The organism is Modestobacter sp. I12A-02662, assembly GCF_041028325.1.
In the GTDB taxonomy this organism is placed as follows: domain Bacteria; phylum Actinomycetota; class Actinomycetes; order Mycobacteriales; family Geodermatophilaceae; genus Modestobacter.
This window is the reverse complement of the sequence record NZ_JABGDE010000003.1, coordinates 323485-341021: the sequence shown is the minus strand read 5'-3', so window position 1 is coordinate 341021 and position 17537 is coordinate 323485. Positions and strand designations below refer to the sequence as shown.

The window sequence follows — 17537 nt, the reverse complement described above, 5'->3', positions numbered from 1 at the left end:
GCCGTTCCCCGAGTGTGACTCGCCGCCACGCCTCAGACCTGCGGTTGTGACCAGTCGGTCCCTCGGAGGAGTGTCGTGTCGGCAGGATCACACGACGGTGATCATCACGCCCATCGGACGCGCCGGTTCCGGAACGTGCCCGGCGTGTTGTCAGGCGGCGCGCCGGTCCGGCCGTCCCCTACCGTGTCGGGATGGCGCGCGGCAGCTGGCGGGAGTCCCTGGGCCGACTGGTCACCGCGGTGCTCCGGGAGGGCATCCGCCCGGCGCGCGCAGGACGCCCGGCGGCGGCCCGCCGCCGGATCCGGTCGGCCGCGCCCCGCAGCACCCCGGTCCCCCCGGCGGCCGGCGCACCGGACCTCGACTACGCCCCCCGGGACGACGGCCACCCCGACCCCGGCGAGATCGTCTGGGCCTGGGTCCCGTTCGAGGAGGGCGACGGCCGCGGCAAGGACCGCCCGGTCCTGGTCGTCGGCCGGGACGGGGAAACGCTGCTCGGTCTCATGCTGAGCAGCCAGGACCACGACCTCGACGCCGCCGACGAGGCCCGGCACGGCCGCTACTGGGTCGACGTGGGCACCGGCGCCTGGGACCGGCGGGGCCGCCCGAGCGAGGCGCGGGTGGACCGGCTGCTCCGGCTCGACCCGGCCGACGTCCGGCGCGAGGGCGCCGTGCTGGCCCGGGAGCGGTTCGACGAGGTCGCCGCGGAGGTGCGGCGGCACCACGGCTGACCCGCCCGGGACGAGCGGCGGCCACGCCCCGGGCCCTGCCGGCCCCGTCCAGGGCACCGCCCTGAGCCTGCGGAGGGCGGCGAGGACGGGGTCCTCCCTCACTCCGCCGCGGTGCCGCTCTGCTGCGGGCTGTGCACCGTCGGGCGCAGGTGGTAGACGCCGGCCCGTCCCGCCAGCGACTGCAGGTCGTACCGGTGCACCACCTTGGGCCCGCCGTGCAGGTGGACGTGCGTGATCGTCGGCAGCGGCTCCCCGTGCCGGGCCTCGCGGATCTGCACCCGGCCGTCGAGGGGGCCACCGACGAAGAGCAGCACGGCGTCCTCGTCGCTCGTGCCGGCGGCGGCGTCCTCGGTCAGTGCTCCTCCTCGGCTCGACTGGCACACCCGGTCCAGGGTAGGCGTGACCGGTGCCCGGTCAGGCCGTCGCCGCCGTCCGCCCGGCGACCTCCGCCCGGACCACCGGCGCGACCTCCGTGCCCAGCAGCTCGATGGACCGCATCGCCTCGGCGTGCGGCACGGCGCCCATCGAGGTCTGCATCAGGAAGCGCTGGTGACCGAACACCTCGTGCTGGAACAGCAGCTTCTCCACGACCTGCTGCGGGCTGCCGACCACGAGCGCGCCGTGCAGCCCGGTCAGCCCGGCGAACTGGTCCCGGCTCATCGGCCCCCAGCCGCGCTCCCGCCCGAGGGCGTCCATCACCTCGGCATAGGTCGGGTAGAAGACGTCGTCGGCGGCCTGCGAGGTGTCGGCGACGAAGCCCATCGAGTTGACCGACACGGGCAACGGTCCGTGCCCGTACTGCGCGGCGGCCCGCCGGTGCAGCTCGGCCAGCGGCGCGAACCGGGCCGGCTCGCCGCCGATGATCGCCAGCGCCAGCGGCAGGCCCAGCGCGCCGGCCCGCACCACCGACTGCGGGTTGCCGCCGACGGCGACCCACAGCGGCAGCGGGTCCTGGTCCGGGCGCGGGAGGACCGGCTGGTCGACGAGCGCCGCGCGGTGCCGGCCCGACCAGGTGACCCGGGTCCGTTCGCGGAGCTCGAGCAGCAGCTCCAGCTTCTCGGCGAACAGCTCGTCGTAGTCGTCGAGGTCGTACCCGAACAACGGGAAGGACTCGATGAAGGAGCCGCGGCCCGCCATCACCTCGGCCCGGCCGCCGGAGATCAGGTCGATGGTGGCGTACTGCTGGAACACCCGGACCGGGTCCTCCGACGACAGCACCGTGACCGCGCTGGTGAGCCGGATCCGCTCGGTGCGGGCCGCCGCCGCGGCGAGCACCACCGCGGGTGCGGACACCGCGTAGTCCTGCCGGTGGTGCTCGCCGACGCCGAAGACGTCCAGACCCACCTGCTCGGCGAGCTCCACCTCCTCGAGCAGGTCGGCCAGCCGCTGCCGCGGGCTGACGGTGGTGCCGGTGCGCGGGTCGCGCACGACGTCGCCGAAGGTGTAGACGCCGAGTTCCATGCAGGTGCCTCCGGGGGCGTGGTCAGGTCGCGCGCGGTCGTAGGAGCCGGGCCAGCAGCGGTGCGGACAAGAGCATGACGAACAGCCGCAACACCTGGACGGCGAGCACGAAGGTCGCGTCGGCGCCGCTGTCGGTCGCGGTGGCCAGCACCGCGTACAGCCCGCCCGGGGTCGTGGCGAGGTACCCGTCGAGGAGGCTGACGCCGGCCGCGCGGGACAGCAGCACCCCGAGCCCGGCGCAGGCGACCACCGCGCCGACGATGAGCAGCGTGGCCAGCGGCAGGGCCCGGCCGACCAGCCGCAGGCCGGCCCGGGTGAAGCCGAGCCCCACCTGCAGCCCGATCGCCAGGAAGCCGCCCTGCTCGACGAGCGCCGGCACGTCCGCGCCCCGGGACGCCCCGGTCAGGTCCAGGACGGCGGCCACGACGAGCGGGCCGAGCAGCGCGCCGACCGGGATCCGGGCCACCCGCCCGACCAGCATCCCGGCGACGACGCAGACGACGGTGAACAGCAGCCCGGCCGGCCATCCCGGGCCCGTCTCCGCAGGCGCCGTCCCCCCGCCCGCCGTGGCGCCGTAGACCGTCGTCGCCACCACCGGCATGGCGACCACGATGAGCAGGACCCGCAGGTACTGGAGGACCGCGACCACCTGCTCGTCGGCGCCGAGGTCGCGGGCCATCGCGGTGATCCCCGAGGCACCGCCGGCGATCATGGCGAACGCACCGGTCACCGGGTCGATCCCCCGCTGCAACCGCATCAGCTGCCCGGCGGCCAGGCTGACCAGCAGGGTGGCCACGGTCGCCCCCAGGACCGTTGGCCAGTTCTCGGCGATCCGGCGCAGGGTGTCGGTCTGCACCAGGGCGCCGATGCTGACGCCGACGACCGCCTGGGCGACCGTCCCCGCCGGACGGGCCAGGACGAGGGTGGTGCGGCCGAGCAGCGCCCGGCCGAGGCCGGCGACCAGCCCGCCGAAGAGCGCGGGCGAGGGGATCCCCAGCAGCCCGAACCCGGTCGCTGCCGCGGCGCCCACGACGAGGACGACGGCCCAGTCGAGCGCGGCCCGCCGCCGTCCGTCCGTCACAGAGGCCCCCTACCCGGCGGGAGGGGGCCCCTGGTCACGCGCCGACGATCCGGCGGAGCTCGGCGACGTGCGCGTCGAACGCCGTCCGCCCCGCCTTGGTGAGCGCCAGGCTGGTGCGCTGCCGGGAGGCGATGGTCGCCTTGCGCAGCTGCACGTAGCCGGCCTCCTCGAGCTGCTTGACGTGCTTGGAGAGCACCGAGTCGCTCACCCCGACGGCGTCCCGGACGGCGGCGAACTCCATCGTCTCGACCGCCGCGAGGAGCCCGCAGATCTGCAGCCGGGGCGGCGGGTGGATGACCGCGTCGAAGTGCGGCGCCACGGCGGTCACAACGCGCCGCCGCGCAGGTGGTCGGCGTAGGCCCGGCCCCACACCCGTCCCATCACCATGACCGCGAGGCCGAGGACCGCCCCGGCGGGCACCATCACCCAGTGGTGGCCGTGGCCCTCCGCCAGCACGAACGCCGGCACGAGGACGAGCAGGACCAGGGCGGCCCACGGGACCAGGACCCGGGCGCCGGCGGTGACCCAGACCCCGGTGATCCGCTTGTAGGCCGCGACCAGGGCACCGAGCCCGGCGAAGAAGACGACCATCGCCGGGAAGGTCACCCAGAGCGAGTCGAAGGCGTAGGACGCCACGAACCCGAAGAGCAGCAGCCCCAGCGCGACGTCGTACCACCACGGCTGCACGACGCGCTCGGCCAGCGCCACCCGGTCGGCCTGCAGGGCGGCCAGCTGGGCGGCCGCGTCGTCCCGATCGATCCCGTTGCTTTCCATGCCGGAAAGTGTGGCGCATGACTTTCCAATCCGTCAAGAGACACCGCCCCTGTCCCTCGCCGGGGTGTCGTGGTCTGATGTGCGACGAACTGCGACGGCAGTGGAGGAAGCCCGGTGCGACTCCGGCGCGGTCCCGCCACTGTGAGCCGGTGACCCCGGCGAGCCAGGAACTCCCGCCGTCGCCTCCTGCCACCTCCGGGCGCGGACACCCGGGGAGAGGACCTGTGGTCGCGTGACCTACCCCTTCGGCGCCGTCGTCGGCATGGACGACATGCGCCTGGCCCTGCTCCTGAACGCGGTCTCCCCCGCCGTCGGCGGCGTGCTCGTGCGCGGCGAGAAGGGGACGGCGAAGTCGACGGCGGTGCGCGCGCTGGCCGCCGTCCTGCCCTCCGTGGACGTCGTGACCGGCTGCCGGTTCGCCTGCGACCCGGCCGCCCCCGACCCCGAGTGCCCGGACGGCCCGCACGATCCGGCGTCCCCGGCGACCACCCGCCCGGCCCGGCTGGTCGAGCTGCCGGTGGGCGCGTCCGAGGACCGGGTCGTCGGCGCGCTGGACCTGGAGCGGGCCCTCACCGAGGGCGTGAAGGCCTTCGAGCCGGGCCTGCTCGCCGCCGCGCACCGCGGCCTGCTCTACGTCGACGAGGTCAACCTGCTGCACGACCACCTGGTCGACCTCCTGCTGGACGCCGCCGCGATGGGACGCGCCTACGTCGAGCGCGAGGGCGTGTCGGTGCGGCACGCGGCCCGGTTCCTGCTGGTCGGGACGATGAACCCCGAGGAGGGTGAGCTCCGGCCGCAGCTGCTGGACCGCTTCGGGCTCACCGTCGAGGTGGCCGCCCCGCGGGAGGCCGCCGAGCGCGCCGAGGTGGTGCGCCGCCGGTTCGCCCACGACGCCGACCCGGCCGGGTTCGCCGCCACCTGGGCCGCGGAGGAGGCCGCGCTCGCCGCGCGGATCGCCGACGCCCGGGCCCGGCTGCCCCGGGTCGTCCTCTCGGACGCCGCGCTGCGCCAGGTGACCACCGTCTGCGCCGCCTTCGACGTCGACGGCCTGCGGGCCGACCTGGTCACCGCCCGCGCCGCGATCGCGCACGCCGCGTGGTCCGGCCGCGAGGAGGTCACCGAGGACGACGTCCGGGTCGCCGCCCGGCTCGCCCTCCCCCACCGCCGCCGGCGCAACCCCTTCGACGCCCCGGGCCTGGACGAGGAGACGCTGGACCAGGCGCTGGCCGACTCCCGCCCCGACTCCCCCGACGACGAGCCCCCACCCGACGGCGGCCCGGACGGCGGTGGCACTCCCCCGCCGAGCGGCCCCACCGAGGAGGGCCCCCCGGAGGACGGCCATGTTGGCCAACATGGCCCCGACGGGCGGCCGCCGACGACGGCGCCGCGGGGCGAGGGAGGGCCGCACACCGACGCCGCCCCCGCGCGGGAGAAGGCGGCCGTCGCGCCGTCCGACCCGTTCCGCACCCGCCGGCTGGAGGTGCCCGGCATCGGCGCCGGCGCGGCCGGGCGGCGGTCCCGGGCCCGCAGCGACCGCGGCCGGGTGGTCGGTTCCCGCCGTCCGGCGGGGCCGGTGACCCGGCTGCACCTGGTGGACACGGTGGTCGCCGCGGCGCCGCACCAGCGGGCCCGCGGCCGCACCGGCCCCGGCCTGCACGTGGACCGGGCGGACCTGCGGCAGGCCACGCTCGAGGGCCGCGAGGGCAACCTCGTGCTGTTCGTGGTCGACGCCAGCGGGTCGATGGGGGCCCGCTCGCGGATGGCCGCGGTGAAGGGCGCCGTCCTCTCCCTGCTGCTGGACGCCTACCAGCGCCGGGACAAGGTCGGCCTGGTCACCTTCCGCGGCGGCGACGCCGAGCTCGCCCTGCCACCGACCTGGTCGGTCGAGGCAGCCGCGGCCCGGCTCACCGGCCTGCCCACCGGCGGGCGGACCCCGCTCGCGGCCGGGCTGCTCAAGGCGCACCAGACGCTGACCCTGGAGCGGGTGCGGGACCCGCGGCGCCGTCCGCTGCTCGTCGTCGTCACCGACGGCCGGGCCACCGGCGCCCGCGGCGGCGACCACCTCGGGGACGCCCGCCGGGCGGCGGGGCTGCTGGCCGCCGCGGACGTGGCCAGCGTGGTGGTCGACTGCGAGTCCGGACCAGTGCGCCTGGGCCTGGCCGCCACCCTCGGGACGGCGCTGCGCGGGCAGACCCTGCGGCTGGAGGAGCTCGGCGCAGAGTCGCTCGCCGGCACGGTGCGCTCGATGCGGGGGGCCGCCTGATGCCGCAGGGCCAGGTCACCACGGTCCCCGACGACGGGCTGACCACGAGGCAGCGCCGCAACCGCCCGCTGCTCGTCGTGCACACCGGCGAGATGAAGGGCAAGTCGACCGCCGCGTTCGGCATGGCGCTGCGGGCGTGGAACCAGGGCTGGTCGGTGGCGGTCTACCAGTTCGTCAAGAGCGCCAAGTGGAAGGTCGGCGAGGAGAACGCGCTGACCGCGCTGGGCCGGCTGCACGCCGAGACCGGCGAGGGCGGCCCGGTGGTCTGGCACAAGATGGGCTCGGGCTGGAGCTGGTCGCGCCGGCAGGGCACCGAGGTCGACCACGCCGCCGACGCCGCCGAGGGCTGGGCGCAGATCAAGCGCGACCTCGCCGCCGAGGCGCACCGCTTCTACGTGCTCGACGAGTTCACCTACCCCCTGACGTGGGGCTGGGTGGACGCGGACGACGTGGTGCGGACGCTGGTCGACCGGCCGGGCAGCCAGCACGTGGTGATCACCGGGCGCGACGCCCACCCCGCGCTCGTCGAGGCCGCGGACCTGGTCGTGGAGATGACCAAGGTCAAGCACCCGATGGACGCCGGGCAGAAGGGCCAGCGGGGGATCGAGTGGTGACCCCTTTCCCGGCCATGTTGGCCGACATGGCCACTCGAGGTGGCGAAGTCGCGATCGTGGCCGGATCCGGGGCCGGGCGATGAGGATCCCGCGGATCGTGCTCGCCGCGCCGTCCTCCGGTGCCGGCAAGACCTCGATCGCCACCGGCCTGATCGCCGCCCTCACCGCCCGCGGCCTGCGGGTGAGCCCGCACAAGGTCGGCCCCGACTACATCGACCCCGGCTACCACGCGCTCGCCGCCGGCCGGCCCGGGCGCAACCTCGACCCGTGGCTGGTCGGCGACGACCGGATCACCCCGCTGTTCCTGCACGGGGCCCGCGGCGCCGACGTCGCCGTCGTCGAGGGCGTGATGGGCCTCTTCGACGGGGCCGCGCACCCCAGCGTCGAGCCGGGGTACGGCTCCACCGCCCAGCTCGCCGCGCACCTGCAGGCCCCCGTGGTGCTCGTGGTCGACGCGGCGGCGCAGGCCCGCAGCGTGGCCGCGCTGGTGCACGGCTTCGCCACCTTCGACCCGTCGGTGCGGATCGGCGGGGTGGTGCTCAACCGGGTCGGCACCGACCGGCACGAGACGATCCTGCGCGAGGCGCTCGGCGCGGCCGGCGTCCCGGTGCTCGGCGCGGTGCGGCGGATCGAGGAGCTGCACACGCCGTCCCGGCACCTGGGCCTGGTGCCCGCCGCGGAACGCTCCGCCGAGGCGGTGCGGACGGTGCGGGCGCTGGGCGCGGTGGTCGGGTCCTCGATCGACCTGGACGCCGTCCTCCGGCTGGCCCGCACGGCGCCCGACCTCGGCGGCGAGCCCTGGGACCCGGTGGCCGAGGTGACCCAGGTCGAGGGCCGGCCGGTGGTCGCCGTCGCCGGTGGTCCCGCGTTCACCTTCGGCTACCCGGAGACCACCGAGCTGCTGGCCGCGGCGGGCGCCGACGTCCGCACCGTCGACCCGCTGCGGGACGACGCCCTGCCGGCCGGCACCACCGCCCTGGTGGTCGGCGGTGGCTTCCCCGAGGTGCACGTCGGCGCGCTGGCCGCCAACGTCGGACTGCGGTCGGCGATCGCCCGGCTGGCCGGCGCCGGCGGCCCGGTCGCCGCCGAGTGCGCCGGCCTGCTGTACCTGTCCCGGGAGCTGGACGGCGAGCCGATGTGCGGCGTCCTGCCCACGACGACGGCGATGCACCCGCGGCTCACCCTGGGCTACCGGGCCGCCGTCGCGCTGTCGGACAGCGTCCTCGCCCCCGCCGGCACCCGGGTCCGCGGGCACGAGTTCCACCGCACCACCGCCTCCCCCGCCGCCGGGGCCACCCCGGCCTGGCAGTGGAGCGCCGACGGACCGGAGGGTTTCGTGACACCGAACGTCCACGCGTCGTACCTGCACCTGCACTGGGCCGGGTCGCCGGCGATGGCGTCCCGCTTCGTGGCCGCCGCTGTCCGGGCGGAGGTGGCCGCCGGTGCACATCGCTGAGGGGTTCCTGCCGCCGGCGCACGCCATCGGCTGGACCGTCGCCGCCGCCCCGTTCGTGGTCCACGGCGCCCGCGCGGTGGTGAAGGAGGTCCGCGAGCACCCGGAGTCGACCCTCCTGCTGGGCGCCGCCGGGGCCTTCACCTTCGTGCTCAGCGCGATCAAGCTGCCCTCGGTCACCGGCAGCTCCAGCCACCCCACGGGCACGGGGGCCGGCGCGATCCTGTTCCGGCCACCGGTGATGGCGCTGCTGGGCACCGTCGTGCTGCTGTTCCAGGCGCTGCTGCTGGCCCACGGCGGGCTGACCACGCTGGGCGCGAACGCCTTCTCCATGGCGGTGGTGGGCCCCTGGACCGGCTACGCCGCGTACCGGCTGACCCGCCGGCTCGGGAGCGGGCTGCTGGGCGGGGTGTTCGCCGGCATGGCCGTGGCGGACCTGGCCACGTACGTCACCACGGCGCTGCAGCTGGCGCTGGCGTTCCCCGATGCGGAGAGCGGGTTCGCCGGGGCGGCGGGGAAGTTCCTCGGGGTCTTCGCGGTCACCCAGGTGCCGTTGGCGATCGGCGAGGGGCTGCTCGGCGTCCTGCTGTTCCGGGTGCTCACCACCAGCGCCCGCCCGGAGCTCGAGCGGCTCGGCGTGCTGCCCCCTCGCCCCGAGGGGCCATCACCGCCCCGAAGTCCGGTCGGGGAGCGGGAGGGGCGGCGATGAGGCGGCACCTGGTCACCGCGCTGCTCGTCCTCCTCGTCGTCGCGCTCTTCGCCGTCCCGCTGCTGCTCGGCGGGGAGAGCGAGTACGCCGGCACCGACAGCCGGGCGACCGAGCTGATCGAGGACTCCGGGTACCGGCCGTGGTTCGAGTCGGTGTTCTCACCGGGCTCCAGCGAGATCGAGTCGGGCCTGTTCGCGCTGCAGGCGGCCGTGGGCGGCGGCGTGCTCGGCTACGTGCTGGGCCGCCTGCGCGGGCGCCACGTGGCCAGGCAGCAAGCCCCGGACCAGCCGTGACCGGCCTGGCGATCGACGACGCCGCGTGGGCCAGCGCGTGGCGGGTCCGGTCGCCGGCCGACAAGCTGCTGCTGAGCCTCGGGCTGGTCGTCTGCGCCCTGGTGCTGCCCGCCTGGCCGGGCAGCGTGCTGGTCGGGCTGACCGCGGTGCTGCTGGCGCTGGGCCCGGCCCGGGTCCCCGCGCGCACCTTCGGCCGCGCCGTCCGTCTGCCGCTCGCGTTCATCCTGGTCGGCGCGGCGACCGCGGTGGTCGAGGTGGGCGGGGACGGGATCGGCTGGGCCCCGGACGCCGCGGCCCGCGCCGGCGGCCTGGTCGGCCACGCGCTGGCCGGCAGCGCGGCGGTGCTGCTGCTGGCCACCACCACCCCGCTGTCCGACCTGCTCCCGGCCCTGCAGCGGCTGCGGGTGCCGGCGGCCGTGGTGGAGGTCGCCTCGGTGACCTACCGGCTGCTGTTCGTGCTGCTCACCAGCCTGACCACCATCCGGGAGGCGCAGGCCGCCCGGATGGGCTACGCCTCCGTCCGCGGCTCCTACCGGTCGGCCGGGGCGCTGACCGCCGCCGTGCTCACCCGCTCCTGGGACCGCGCCCGGCGGCTGCAGGACGGGCTGGCCGGCCGCGGCATGGACGTCGGGCTGCGGGTGCTGCCGGAGGCACGGCCGTCGTCCCGCCGGTTCGTCGCCGCGACGGTCGCGGGCCTGGCCGTGCTCGTCACGGTCGGGGTGACGGCGGGATGAGCCACCTCACGCTCGCCGCCGAGGGCCTGGTGGTCGGCTACGACCGCGGCGCGCCCGTGCTGGACGGCGCGTCCCTCACCGTCCCGGCCGGACGGCGGCTGGCGGTGCTCGGCGCGAACGGCTCGGGCAAGACCACGCTGCTGCGCTGCCTGTCCGGGGCGCTGCGGCCGGCGCGCGGGCGGGTGACCCTGGACGGCGGGGAGCTGCGGCACACCCGGGCCGGCCTGCGGGCGCACCGGCAGGAGGTGCAGCTGGTCCTGCAGGACCCCGACGACCAGCTGTTCAGCGCCTCGGTGGCCCAGGACGTCTCGTTCGGCCCGGTGAACCTCGGCCTGCCCGACGACGAGGTGCGGGCCCGGGTCGCCGAGGCCCTCGACCTGCTCGGCGTCGCGCCGCTGGCCGGCCGCCCCACCCACCAGCTGTCCTACGGCGAGCGCAAGCGGGTGGCGATCGCCGGCGCGGTCGCGATGCGCCCCTGCGTGCTGCTGCTCGACGAGCCCACCGCCGGGCTCGACCCGACCGCGGTCGGCGAGGCGCTGGCCGCGCTCGCCCGGCTGCAGGAGGCCGACTCCACGGTGGTCATGAGCACCCACGACGTCGACCTGGCCCTGCGCTGGGCCGACGAGGTCGCCGTCGTCGTCGGCGGGCGGGTGGTGCAGGGCGCGCCGGACGTCGTCCTCGGGGACGACGCGCTCCTCGCCGGCGCCCGGCTGGACCGGCCCTGGGCGCTGACCGTCGGCGCGCGGCTGCGCGAGCTGGGCCTGCTGCCCGGCGGCGCGCTCCCCCGTGACGCCGACGCCCTGCTGGCCGCGCTGCCCGACTCACGCGAGGTCCGGGCGTGATCACGGTGGGCGTCGGCGCCTGCCGCGGGGTGGCCGCCGACGAGGTGCTGGCCGCGGTCGACGCCGTCCTGCCGGCCGGGGCGGACGGCGTCACCCTGGCCACCCTCGACGCGCGGGCCGCCGAGGCGGGGCTGCGGGCGGCCGCCCGGCAGCGCGGCTGGCAGCTGACCGGGCACCCCGCGGCGACGCTGGCCGCGGTCGCCGTCCCCACCCCCTCGGGCCTGGTCGCCGCCGCGGTGGGCACGCCCTCGGTGGCCGAGGCGGCGGCCCTGCTCGGCGGCGGGGAGCTCCTCGTGGGCAAGACGGCCGTCGGCCGGGTCACCGTGGCCCTGGCCCGGCACGTCGACCTCCGGCACCACGGGGACGCCGAGGTAGCGCCCGGCCTCACCGACCTCGCGGTGAACGTCCGCGCCGGCGCACCGCCGGACTGGCTCCGCGCGGTGCTGCACCGGGCGCTGGACGACAGCGCCGCCTACCCCGACGACCGCTCCGCCCGGGCCGCGGTCGCCGCGGCGCACGGGCGCCCGACCGACGAGGTGCTGCTCACCGCCGGCGCCGCGGAGACGTTCACCCTCGTCGCCCGGGCGCTCACCCCGCGCCGCGCGGTCGTCGTCCACCCGTCGTTCACCGAGCCGGAGGCCGCGCTGCGCGCCGCCGGCCACCCGGTGGAGCGGCTGCCGCTGGCTCCGCCCGGGTACCGGCTGCGCAGCGTGCCGGACGACGCCGACCTGGTCGTGCTCGGCAACCCGACCAACCCCACCTCGGTGCTGCACCCCGCGGCGGACGTCGCCGCCCTCGCCCGCCCGGGCCGGGTGCTGCTGGTCGACGAGGCGTTCGCCGACACCGTGCCGGGCGAGCCGGAGTCGCTGGCCGGACGGCGGGACCTCCCGGGCCTGCTCGTGGTGCGCAGCCTCACCAAGACCTGGGGGCTGGCCGGGCTGCGGGTCGGCTACGCCCTCGGCCCGGCCGACCTGGTCGCCCGGCTCGCCGCCCGGCAGCCGCACTGGCCGGTGTCCACCCCCGCCCTGGCCGCGCTGGCCGCCTGCACCTCCCCCGCCGCGCGGGCCGAGGCGGAGACCTGGGCCCGGGAGCTGGCCGGGCACCGGGCCGCGCTGCTCGACGCCCTGCCGGCACAGGTGGCGGTGGTCGGCGAGCCCCGGTCGTCGTTCGTGCTGCTCCGGGTCCCCGGCGGGGCGCAGGTCCGGGAGCGGCTGCGCGCGGCGGGCTGGGCGGTGCGCCGCGGCGACACCTTCCCCGGCCTGACCGCGGACCACCTGCGCGTCGCCGTCCGGGACCCGGCGACCTCCCGTGCGTTCGCCGCGGACCTGGCTGCGATCCTTGACCGGTCCGGCACCGCGCCGGCCGGTGCACCAGGAAAGAGCTGATGACCCCGCCCGACCCCCGCTCGGCAGCCGTCTACCCGGTCGGCCTGCGGCTCTCCGGGCGCCGGGTCGTCGTCGTGGGCGGCGGCCAGGTCGCCCACCGGCGGGTCGCCGGCCTGCTCGAGGCCGGCGCCGACATCACCGTGGTCAGCCCCCAGGTGACCCCGGCCCTGGAGGCGCTGGTCGGCCCGCGCGCGGTCACCTGGCACGCCCGCCGATACGCCGACGGGGACCTGGCCGGCGCCTGGTACGCCGTCGCCGCCACCGACGACCCGGCGGTCAACGCCTCGGTCGCCGCCGAGGCCGAGCGGTCCCGGGTGTTCTGCGCGCGCGCCGACGACCGCGCCGCCTCCAGCGTGTGGACCCCCGCCGTCGGCCGCCAGGGCGACCTCGTGGTGGGCGTGCACGGCGGTGGCGACCCGCAGCGGGCGGTCGGCGTCCGGGACGCGGTGCTCGCCGGGCTGACCGACGGCTCGATCGCCGACCGGACCTCCCGCGCCCCGGCCGACGCGCCGGGCAGCGTCGTGCTCGTCGGCGGCGGCCCGGGCGACCCCGGGCTGGTCACCGTCCGCGGCCGGCAGGCGGTCGCCACCGCCGACGTCGTCGTCGCCGACCACCTCGCCCCGCAGGCGCTGCTGGCCTCGCTCCCGGCCGGGGTGGAGGTCATCGACGCCTCCAAGCTGCCGCGCGGCCGGTCGATGGCGCAGGAGCAGATCAACGAGCTGCTGGTCGCGCACGCGCAGGCCGGGCGCCGGGTGGTGCGGCTCAAGGGCGGTGACCCGTTCGTCTTCGGCCGCGGCTGGGAGGAGGTCGAGGCCTGCGCGGCCGCCGGCGTCCCGGTCGAGGTGGTGCCCGGCGTGACCAGCGCGATCGGCGTCCCCGGGCTGGCCGGCATCCCGGTCACCCACCGCGGGATGACCCACGAGTTCGTCGTCGTGTCCGGGCACGTGCCACCGGGGCACCCGCAGTCGCTGGTGGACTGGGCGGCGCTCGGCCGGCTGCGCGGGACCGTCGTGGTGCTCATGGGGGTCGACACCGCCGCCGCGATCGCCGCGTCCCTGGTCGAGCACGGCCGGGACCCGCGGACGCCGGTCGCCGTGGTCACCGACGGGGCGATGCCCACCCAGCGCACGCTGCGCACCACGCTCGCCGAGCTGCCCCGGACGATCGCCGACGAGGGCGTCCGCCCGCCGGCGGTCTGGGTGGTCGGGGACGTCGTCTCCCTGGGCGCCGCGCGCTGACCCACCGATGACTCCGGCTCCCCCGGCCGGTCCCTGCTCCAGACGCCCCGCCGGGGTGCGGACCGCAGGAGGACCCGTGGCGAAGGTGATCGCCGGGATGACGATCTCGCTGGACGGCTTCATCGCCGACGAGCGGGGGGACCACGGGATGCTGTACTCGGACTTCGAGGAGCTGGACGGGCCGTACCTGGACGAGGTCCGGGAGGTGACCGGCGCGGCGCTCATGGGCCGCACCACCTTCGACGGCGCCGAGGACCCGGACGGCTACGCGGACGGCTACGAGTTCCAGGTGCCGATCGTCGTGCTCACGCACGACCCGCCGGCGGTGGAGCCGAAGCGGAACGACCGGCTCTTCTTCAGCTTCGTCACCGCGGGCGTGGAGGCGGCCGTGGCCCGGGCCGCCGAGCTGGCCGGCGACCGGGCGGTCACCGTGATCGGCGGCGCCGACCTGAACCAGCAGCTGCTCGCCGCGGGCCTGGTCGACGAGCTGTGGGTCGACGTGATGCCGGTGCTGCTCGGTGACGGCCTGCGGTTGTTCGAGCGCGCTCCCCGCCTCGCGCTGGAGAAGCTGGGCGTCGTCGACATGGGCGCACGGACCAGCCTCCGCTTCCGGGTGTTGCGGCCGGGCTGACAGCACTGGTGCTACGGGATGTAGCACTCCTACTATGTCGGGCGTCCCCGCCGCGGCGACAGGAGTGCCCGATGCCGACGATCCCCCCGTCCACCGAGCCGGTGGTCGCCGTCCGCGACCTGCGGATGAGCTACGGGACGCACGAGGTCCTCACCGGGGTCCACTTCGACGTCCACCCCGGTGAGGTCGTCTGCCTGCTCGGGCCCAACGGCGCCGGCAAGACGACGACGATCGAGGTGCTGGAGGGCTTCCGGCTGCCCTCCGCCGGCACCGTCCGGGTGCTGGGCGCCGACCCGGCCACCGGCGACGACGCCTGGCGGGCCCGGGTCGGCGTGGTGCTCCAGTCCTGGCGGGACCACCCGCGGTGGACCCCCCGCCGCCTGCTCGGCTACCTGGGCGGCTACTACGTGCCGTACGCGACGGCCGACCACCCGCGCCCCTACGACGTGGAGTGGCTGCTGGACACCGTCGGCCTGGCCGACGGCGCCGACCGCAGGATCGCGACGCTCTCCGGTGGGCAGCGGCGGCGCCTCGACGTCGCCGTGGGCATCGTCGGCCGCCCGGAGCTGCTGTTCCTCGACGAGCCCACCGCCGGCTTCGACCCGCAGGCCCGCCGGGACTTCCACGACCTGGTGCACCGGCTGTCGGACCTGGAGGGCACCACCATCCTGCTCACCACGCACGACCTCGCCGAGGCCGAGCGGCTGGCCGACCGCATCCTGATCCTCACCGACGGCCGGATCGTCGCCGACGGCAGTCCCGACGCGCTGGCCCGTGAGGTCGCCGGGCGCGCCGAGGTGCGCTGGACCTGCGACGGCGAGGTGTTCGTGCACCCGACCGCCGAGCCGGTGCCCTTCGTCCGGCAGCTGCTGGCCCAGCACGGCGAGGAGCTCACCGACCTGGAGGTGCGGCGGGCCGGCCTGGAGGACACCTACCTGGCGATGGTCCAGCGGTTCGAGTCCGCAGCCCGCCCGGCCGAGCTCGCGGAGGTGACCCGGTGAACCCCACCCGGAACGCGTTCCGGCAGGGCCTGCGGCGTGGCTGGGCCGAGTTCGCGCAGAGCCTGCGCAGCCCGCAGGACCAGGGCTTCTACCTGTTCACCGGGCTGGTCACGGTGGCCTGGCTGTGGTTCAACCGGAACGACGAGGTCGGGGACAGCGGCCTGCTGTACCCGAGCTTCGCGCTGCCCAGCATCCTCGGCGGCTTCCTCACCTTCGGCGTGGTCATCGGGCCGGCGTACGCGCTCGCGATGGAGCGGGAGGACGGCACGCTGCTCCGCCACAAGGCACTCCCGCACGGGATGCCCGGCTACGTCACCGGCCAGCTGACCCTCCAGTCGCTGTCCCTCGCGCCGGCCCTGCTGGTCGTGCTCCTCCCCGCGCTGTTGCTGTTCGACGACCTGATGCACCGCGGGGCGGCCGGCTGGGCGACCGTGCTGGGGCTGGTCCTGCTGGGCCTGCTCGCGACGCTGCCCTGGGGGATGGTCCTCGGCGCGGTCGTGCCCGGCGTCCAGAAGATGGGCACCTGGGGGATGCTCCCGGTGCTGGTCCTCGTGGGCATCTCCGGGATCGTGGCGCCGGTGCAGGCGCTGTGGGGCTGGCTGCAGGCGGTGGCGCAGGTCTTCCCGGTCTACTGGCTGGGCCACGGCCTGCGCTGGGCGTTCCTGCCCGACGCGGCGGCTGCGGCCGAGCTCGGCGGGGTCTGGCGGCCGGGGACCGCCGTGCTGGTGCTCGTCGCGTGGGGCGTGGTGGGCTGCCTCGTCGCGCCGCGGGTGCTGCGCCGGATGGCCCGGCGGCAATCGGGTTCCCAGGTGCAGGCCGCGCGGGAGGCGGCGCTGCAGTGGGTGAGGTGACCGACGGCGTCCACAACCGGATCGCGGTGCTCCGCGCCGAGCAGGGCGTGACCCGGCGGGAGCTGGCCGACGCCCTGGGGGTCCACTACCAGACGGTCGGCTACCTGGAGCGCGGCGAGTACAACCCGAGCCTGCACCTCGCGCTGCGGATCGCGACGTTCTTCGGCGTCCCGGTGGAGGCGGTCTTCTCCACCACCCCCTTCCCCCGCGTCGCCGACCAGCACCGCCGGCCACCGGGTTCCGCCTCGGCCTGAGCCCTCGGGTGGCGCCCCGGGCTCCCCACGGCGACGCTGATGCCACCCGGGCGACGGTGAGCACAGCCGCCTCCCCGGTCCGCCGGCGCAGAGGGGGCAGTGATGCCCGGTTCGTGGCTCGTCCGCTCCGGCGGCGCCGGCCTGCCGGACACCGGCTCCCCGGCGGCCCGGCAGGACGGGGAGGACCCGGCGCGCGCCGTCCTGCTCGGCCTGGACGCCGACGCGAGCGGGCCCGGTGGCCTGGACGAGCTGGAGCGGCTGGCCGAGACCGACGGGGTGGCCGTCGTCGGCCGGATCACCCGGCCCCAGGACGCGCCCGACCCCGCGACGTACCTCGGCGCCGGTGAGGTGGACCGGCTGGCCGACCTGGTGCGCGACCGGGACGCCGCGATGGTCATCGCGGACGGCGAGCTGAGCCCCGACCAGGCGCGCAACCTCGAGGACCGGATCGGTGCCCGGGTGGTGGACCGGGTGGCGCTGATCCTGGACATCTTCGCCCAGCACGCCCGCAGCCGTGAGGGCCGGGCGCAGGTGGAGCTCGCGCAGCTCGCCTACGAGCTGCCGCGGTTGCGCGGCCAGGGCACCGCCCGCGCCACCGGTGAGCAGCGCCTGGAGACCCAGCTCCGGCACCTGCGCCGGCGCATGGCGCTGCTGCGCCGGCAGGTCGCCGACACCGGCCGGCGCCGGCAGCGGTCCCGGTTCGGCCGCCGCCGCTCGCGGGTCCCCTCGGTCGCGCTGACCGGGTACACCAACGCCGGCAAGTCCGCGCTGCTCAACCGGCTGACCGGTGCCGACGTCCCGGTCGGGGAGGCGCTGTTCGCCACCGTCGACCCGACCCTGCGGCGCACCCGGCTCCCCGACGACCGGACGGTGACGGTCACCGACACGGTGGGCCTGGTCCGGCGCCTGCCGCACGAGCTCGTCGACGCGTTCCGGCCCACGCTGGAGGAGGTCGTCGACGCCGACCTGGTGCTGCACGTCGTCGACGCCTCCGCGCCCGACGCGGCGGCCCAGGTGGCCACGGTGCGCGGGGTGCTCGGCGAGCTCGGCGTGCAGGGCCACCCCGAGCTGCTGGCGCTCAACAAGGTCGACGCCGCGCCGCCGGAGTGCCTGGCCGCGCTGCGCCGAGCCCACCCCGGCGCGGTGCCGGTCTCGGCCCGGACCGGCGAGGGCCTCGACGAGCTGCGCGCGGCGATCGCCGCGCGGCTGCCGCGCGGCTGAGGCC

Annotated in this window: 20 protein-coding genes and 1 riboswitch; of the genes, 15 read left to right on the top strand and 5 right to left on the bottom strand. The window is 76.8% G+C overall.

Annotated features, from left to right (window positions below):
• Positions 1–191 precede the first annotated feature (191 nt).
• Positions 192–728, top strand: coding sequence for a type II toxin-antitoxin system PemK/MazF family toxin (locus tag HL189_RS04455; protein WP_369132496.1), 537 nt, complete (start codon positions 192–194; stop codon positions 726–728).
• A 98-nt stretch (positions 729–826) separates the two neighbouring features.
• On the opposite strand, the gene HL189_RS04450 is transcribed toward HL189_RS04455, so the two are convergent.
• From HL189_RS04450 to HL189_RS04430, 5 genes are read right to left on the bottom strand one after another with little or no spacing between them, the layout of a single operon-like run.
• A complete protein-coding gene (locus tag HL189_RS04450; protein WP_369132495.1) occupies positions 827–1111 on the bottom strand; it encodes a hypothetical protein in 285 nt (94 codons plus the stop codon).
• A gap of 31 nt (positions 1112–1142) precedes the next feature.
• On the bottom strand, positions 1143–2189 hold the full coding sequence (locus HL189_RS04445; RefSeq protein WP_369132494.1) for an Atu2307/SP_0267 family LLM class monooxygenase: 1047 nt from the start codon (positions 2187–2189) through the stop codon (positions 1143–1145).
• Positions 2190–2211: 22 nt separating this feature from the next.
• Complete coding sequence (locus HL189_RS04440) at positions 2212–3270, bottom strand: AbrB family transcriptional regulator (RefSeq protein WP_369132493.1); 1059 nt, start codon at positions 3268–3270, stop codon at positions 2212–2214.
• 34 nt (positions 3271–3304) lie between these two features.
• A complete protein-coding gene (locus HL189_RS04435; protein WP_369132492.1) occupies positions 3305–3598 on the bottom strand; it encodes a transcriptional regulator in 294 nt (97 codons plus the stop codon).
• On the bottom strand, positions 3595–4044 hold the full coding sequence (locus HL189_RS04430; RefSeq protein ID WP_369132491.1) for a hypothetical protein: 450 nt from the start codon (positions 4042–4044) through the stop codon (positions 3595–3597). Before HL189_RS04430 ends, HL189_RS04435 begins: the two co-directional genes overlap by 4 nt.
• Before the next feature lie 67 nt (positions 4045–4111).
• A riboswitch (cobalamin riboswitch) is annotated at positions 4112–4238 on the top strand.
• 38 nt (positions 4239–4276) lie between these two features.
• Between HL189_RS04430 and HL189_RS04425 the strand changes: the two genes are divergently transcribed.
• The 14 genes from HL189_RS04425 (at position 4277) to hflX (ending at position 17533) form a co-directional block, all read left to right on the top strand.
• Positions 4277–6307: a putative cobaltochelatase gene (locus HL189_RS04425; protein WP_369132490.1), complete on the top strand. Its 2031-nt coding sequence runs from the start codon at positions 4277–4279 to the stop codon at positions 6305–6307.
• Entirely contained in the window at positions 6307–6921 is a 615-nt protein-coding gene (gene cobO, locus HL189_RS04420) for a cob(I)yrinic acid a,c-diamide adenosyltransferase (protein ID WP_369132489.1), read from the top strand. Before HL189_RS04425 ends, cobO begins: the two co-directional genes overlap by 1 nt.
• 79 nt (positions 6922–7000) lie before the next feature.
• Positions 7001–8377, top strand: a complete 1377-nt coding sequence (locus HL189_RS04415) for a cobyrinate a,c-diamide synthase (RefSeq protein WP_369132488.1) — start codon at positions 7001–7003, stop codon at positions 8375–8377.
• A complete protein-coding gene (locus HL189_RS04410; RefSeq protein WP_369132487.1) occupies positions 8364–9083 on the top strand; it encodes an energy-coupling factor ABC transporter permease in 720 nt (239 codons plus the stop codon). Before HL189_RS04415 ends, HL189_RS04410 begins: the two co-directional genes overlap by 14 nt.
• Positions 9080–9376 (top strand): energy-coupling factor ABC transporter substrate-binding protein, encoded by a 297-nt coding sequence (locus HL189_RS04405; protein WP_369132486.1) that lies wholly within the window; start codon positions 9080–9082, stop codon positions 9374–9376. The genes HL189_RS04410 and HL189_RS04405 overlap by 4 nt, the downstream gene beginning before the upstream one ends.
• Positions 9373–10110, top strand: coding sequence for a cobalt ECF transporter T component CbiQ (gene cbiQ, locus HL189_RS04400; protein ID WP_369132485.1), 738 nt, complete (start codon positions 9373–9375; stop codon positions 10108–10110). The genes HL189_RS04405 and cbiQ overlap by 4 nt, the downstream gene beginning before the upstream one ends.
• A complete protein-coding gene (locus tag HL189_RS04395; protein ID WP_369132484.1) occupies positions 10107–10952 on the top strand; it encodes an energy-coupling factor ABC transporter ATP-binding protein in 846 nt (281 codons plus the stop codon). The genes cbiQ and HL189_RS04395 overlap by 4 nt, the downstream gene beginning before the upstream one ends.
• Positions 10949–12337 carry an Rv2231c family pyridoxal phosphate-dependent protein CobC gene (cobC, locus tag HL189_RS04390; RefSeq protein ID WP_369132483.1) on the top strand — a complete coding sequence of 463 codons (1389 nt, stop codon included), beginning with the start codon at positions 10949–10951 and terminating at the stop codon, positions 12335–12337. The genes HL189_RS04395 and cobC overlap by 4 nt, the downstream gene beginning before the upstream one ends.
• Positions 12337–13575 carry a uroporphyrinogen-III C-methyltransferase gene (cobA, locus tag HL189_RS04385; protein WP_369132482.1) on the top strand — a complete coding sequence of 413 codons (1239 nt, stop codon included), beginning with the start codon at positions 12337–12339 and terminating at the stop codon, positions 13573–13575. Before cobC ends, cobA begins: the two co-directional genes overlap by 1 nt.
• A gap of 76 nt (positions 13576–13651) precedes the next feature.
• Positions 13652–14206, top strand: a complete 555-nt coding sequence (locus HL189_RS04380; protein ID WP_369132481.1) for a dihydrofolate reductase family protein — start codon at positions 13652–13654, stop codon at positions 14204–14206.
• Positions 14207–14277: 71 nt separating this feature from the next.
• Positions 14278–15207 carry an ABC transporter ATP-binding protein gene (locus HL189_RS04375; RefSeq protein ID WP_369132480.1) on the top strand — a complete coding sequence of 310 codons (930 nt, stop codon included), beginning with the start codon at positions 14278–14280 and terminating at the stop codon, positions 15205–15207.
• On the top strand, positions 15204–16058 hold the full coding sequence (locus HL189_RS04370) for an ABC transporter permease (RefSeq protein ID WP_369132479.1): 855 nt from the start codon (positions 15204–15206) through the stop codon (positions 16056–16058). Before HL189_RS04375 ends, HL189_RS04370 begins: the two co-directional genes overlap by 4 nt.
• Positions 16055–16312 (top strand): helix-turn-helix transcriptional regulator, encoded by a 258-nt coding sequence (locus tag HL189_RS04365; protein ID WP_369132478.1) that lies wholly within the window; start codon positions 16055–16057, stop codon positions 16310–16312. The genes HL189_RS04370 and HL189_RS04365 overlap by 4 nt, the downstream gene beginning before the upstream one ends.
• Positions 16313–16414: 102 nt before the next feature.
• Positions 16415–17533 (top strand): GTPase HflX, encoded by a 1119-nt coding sequence (hflX, locus tag HL189_RS04360; RefSeq protein ID WP_369132477.1) that lies wholly within the window; start codon positions 16415–16417, stop codon positions 17531–17533.
• The last annotated feature ends 4 nt before the right edge of the window (positions 17534–17537 follow it).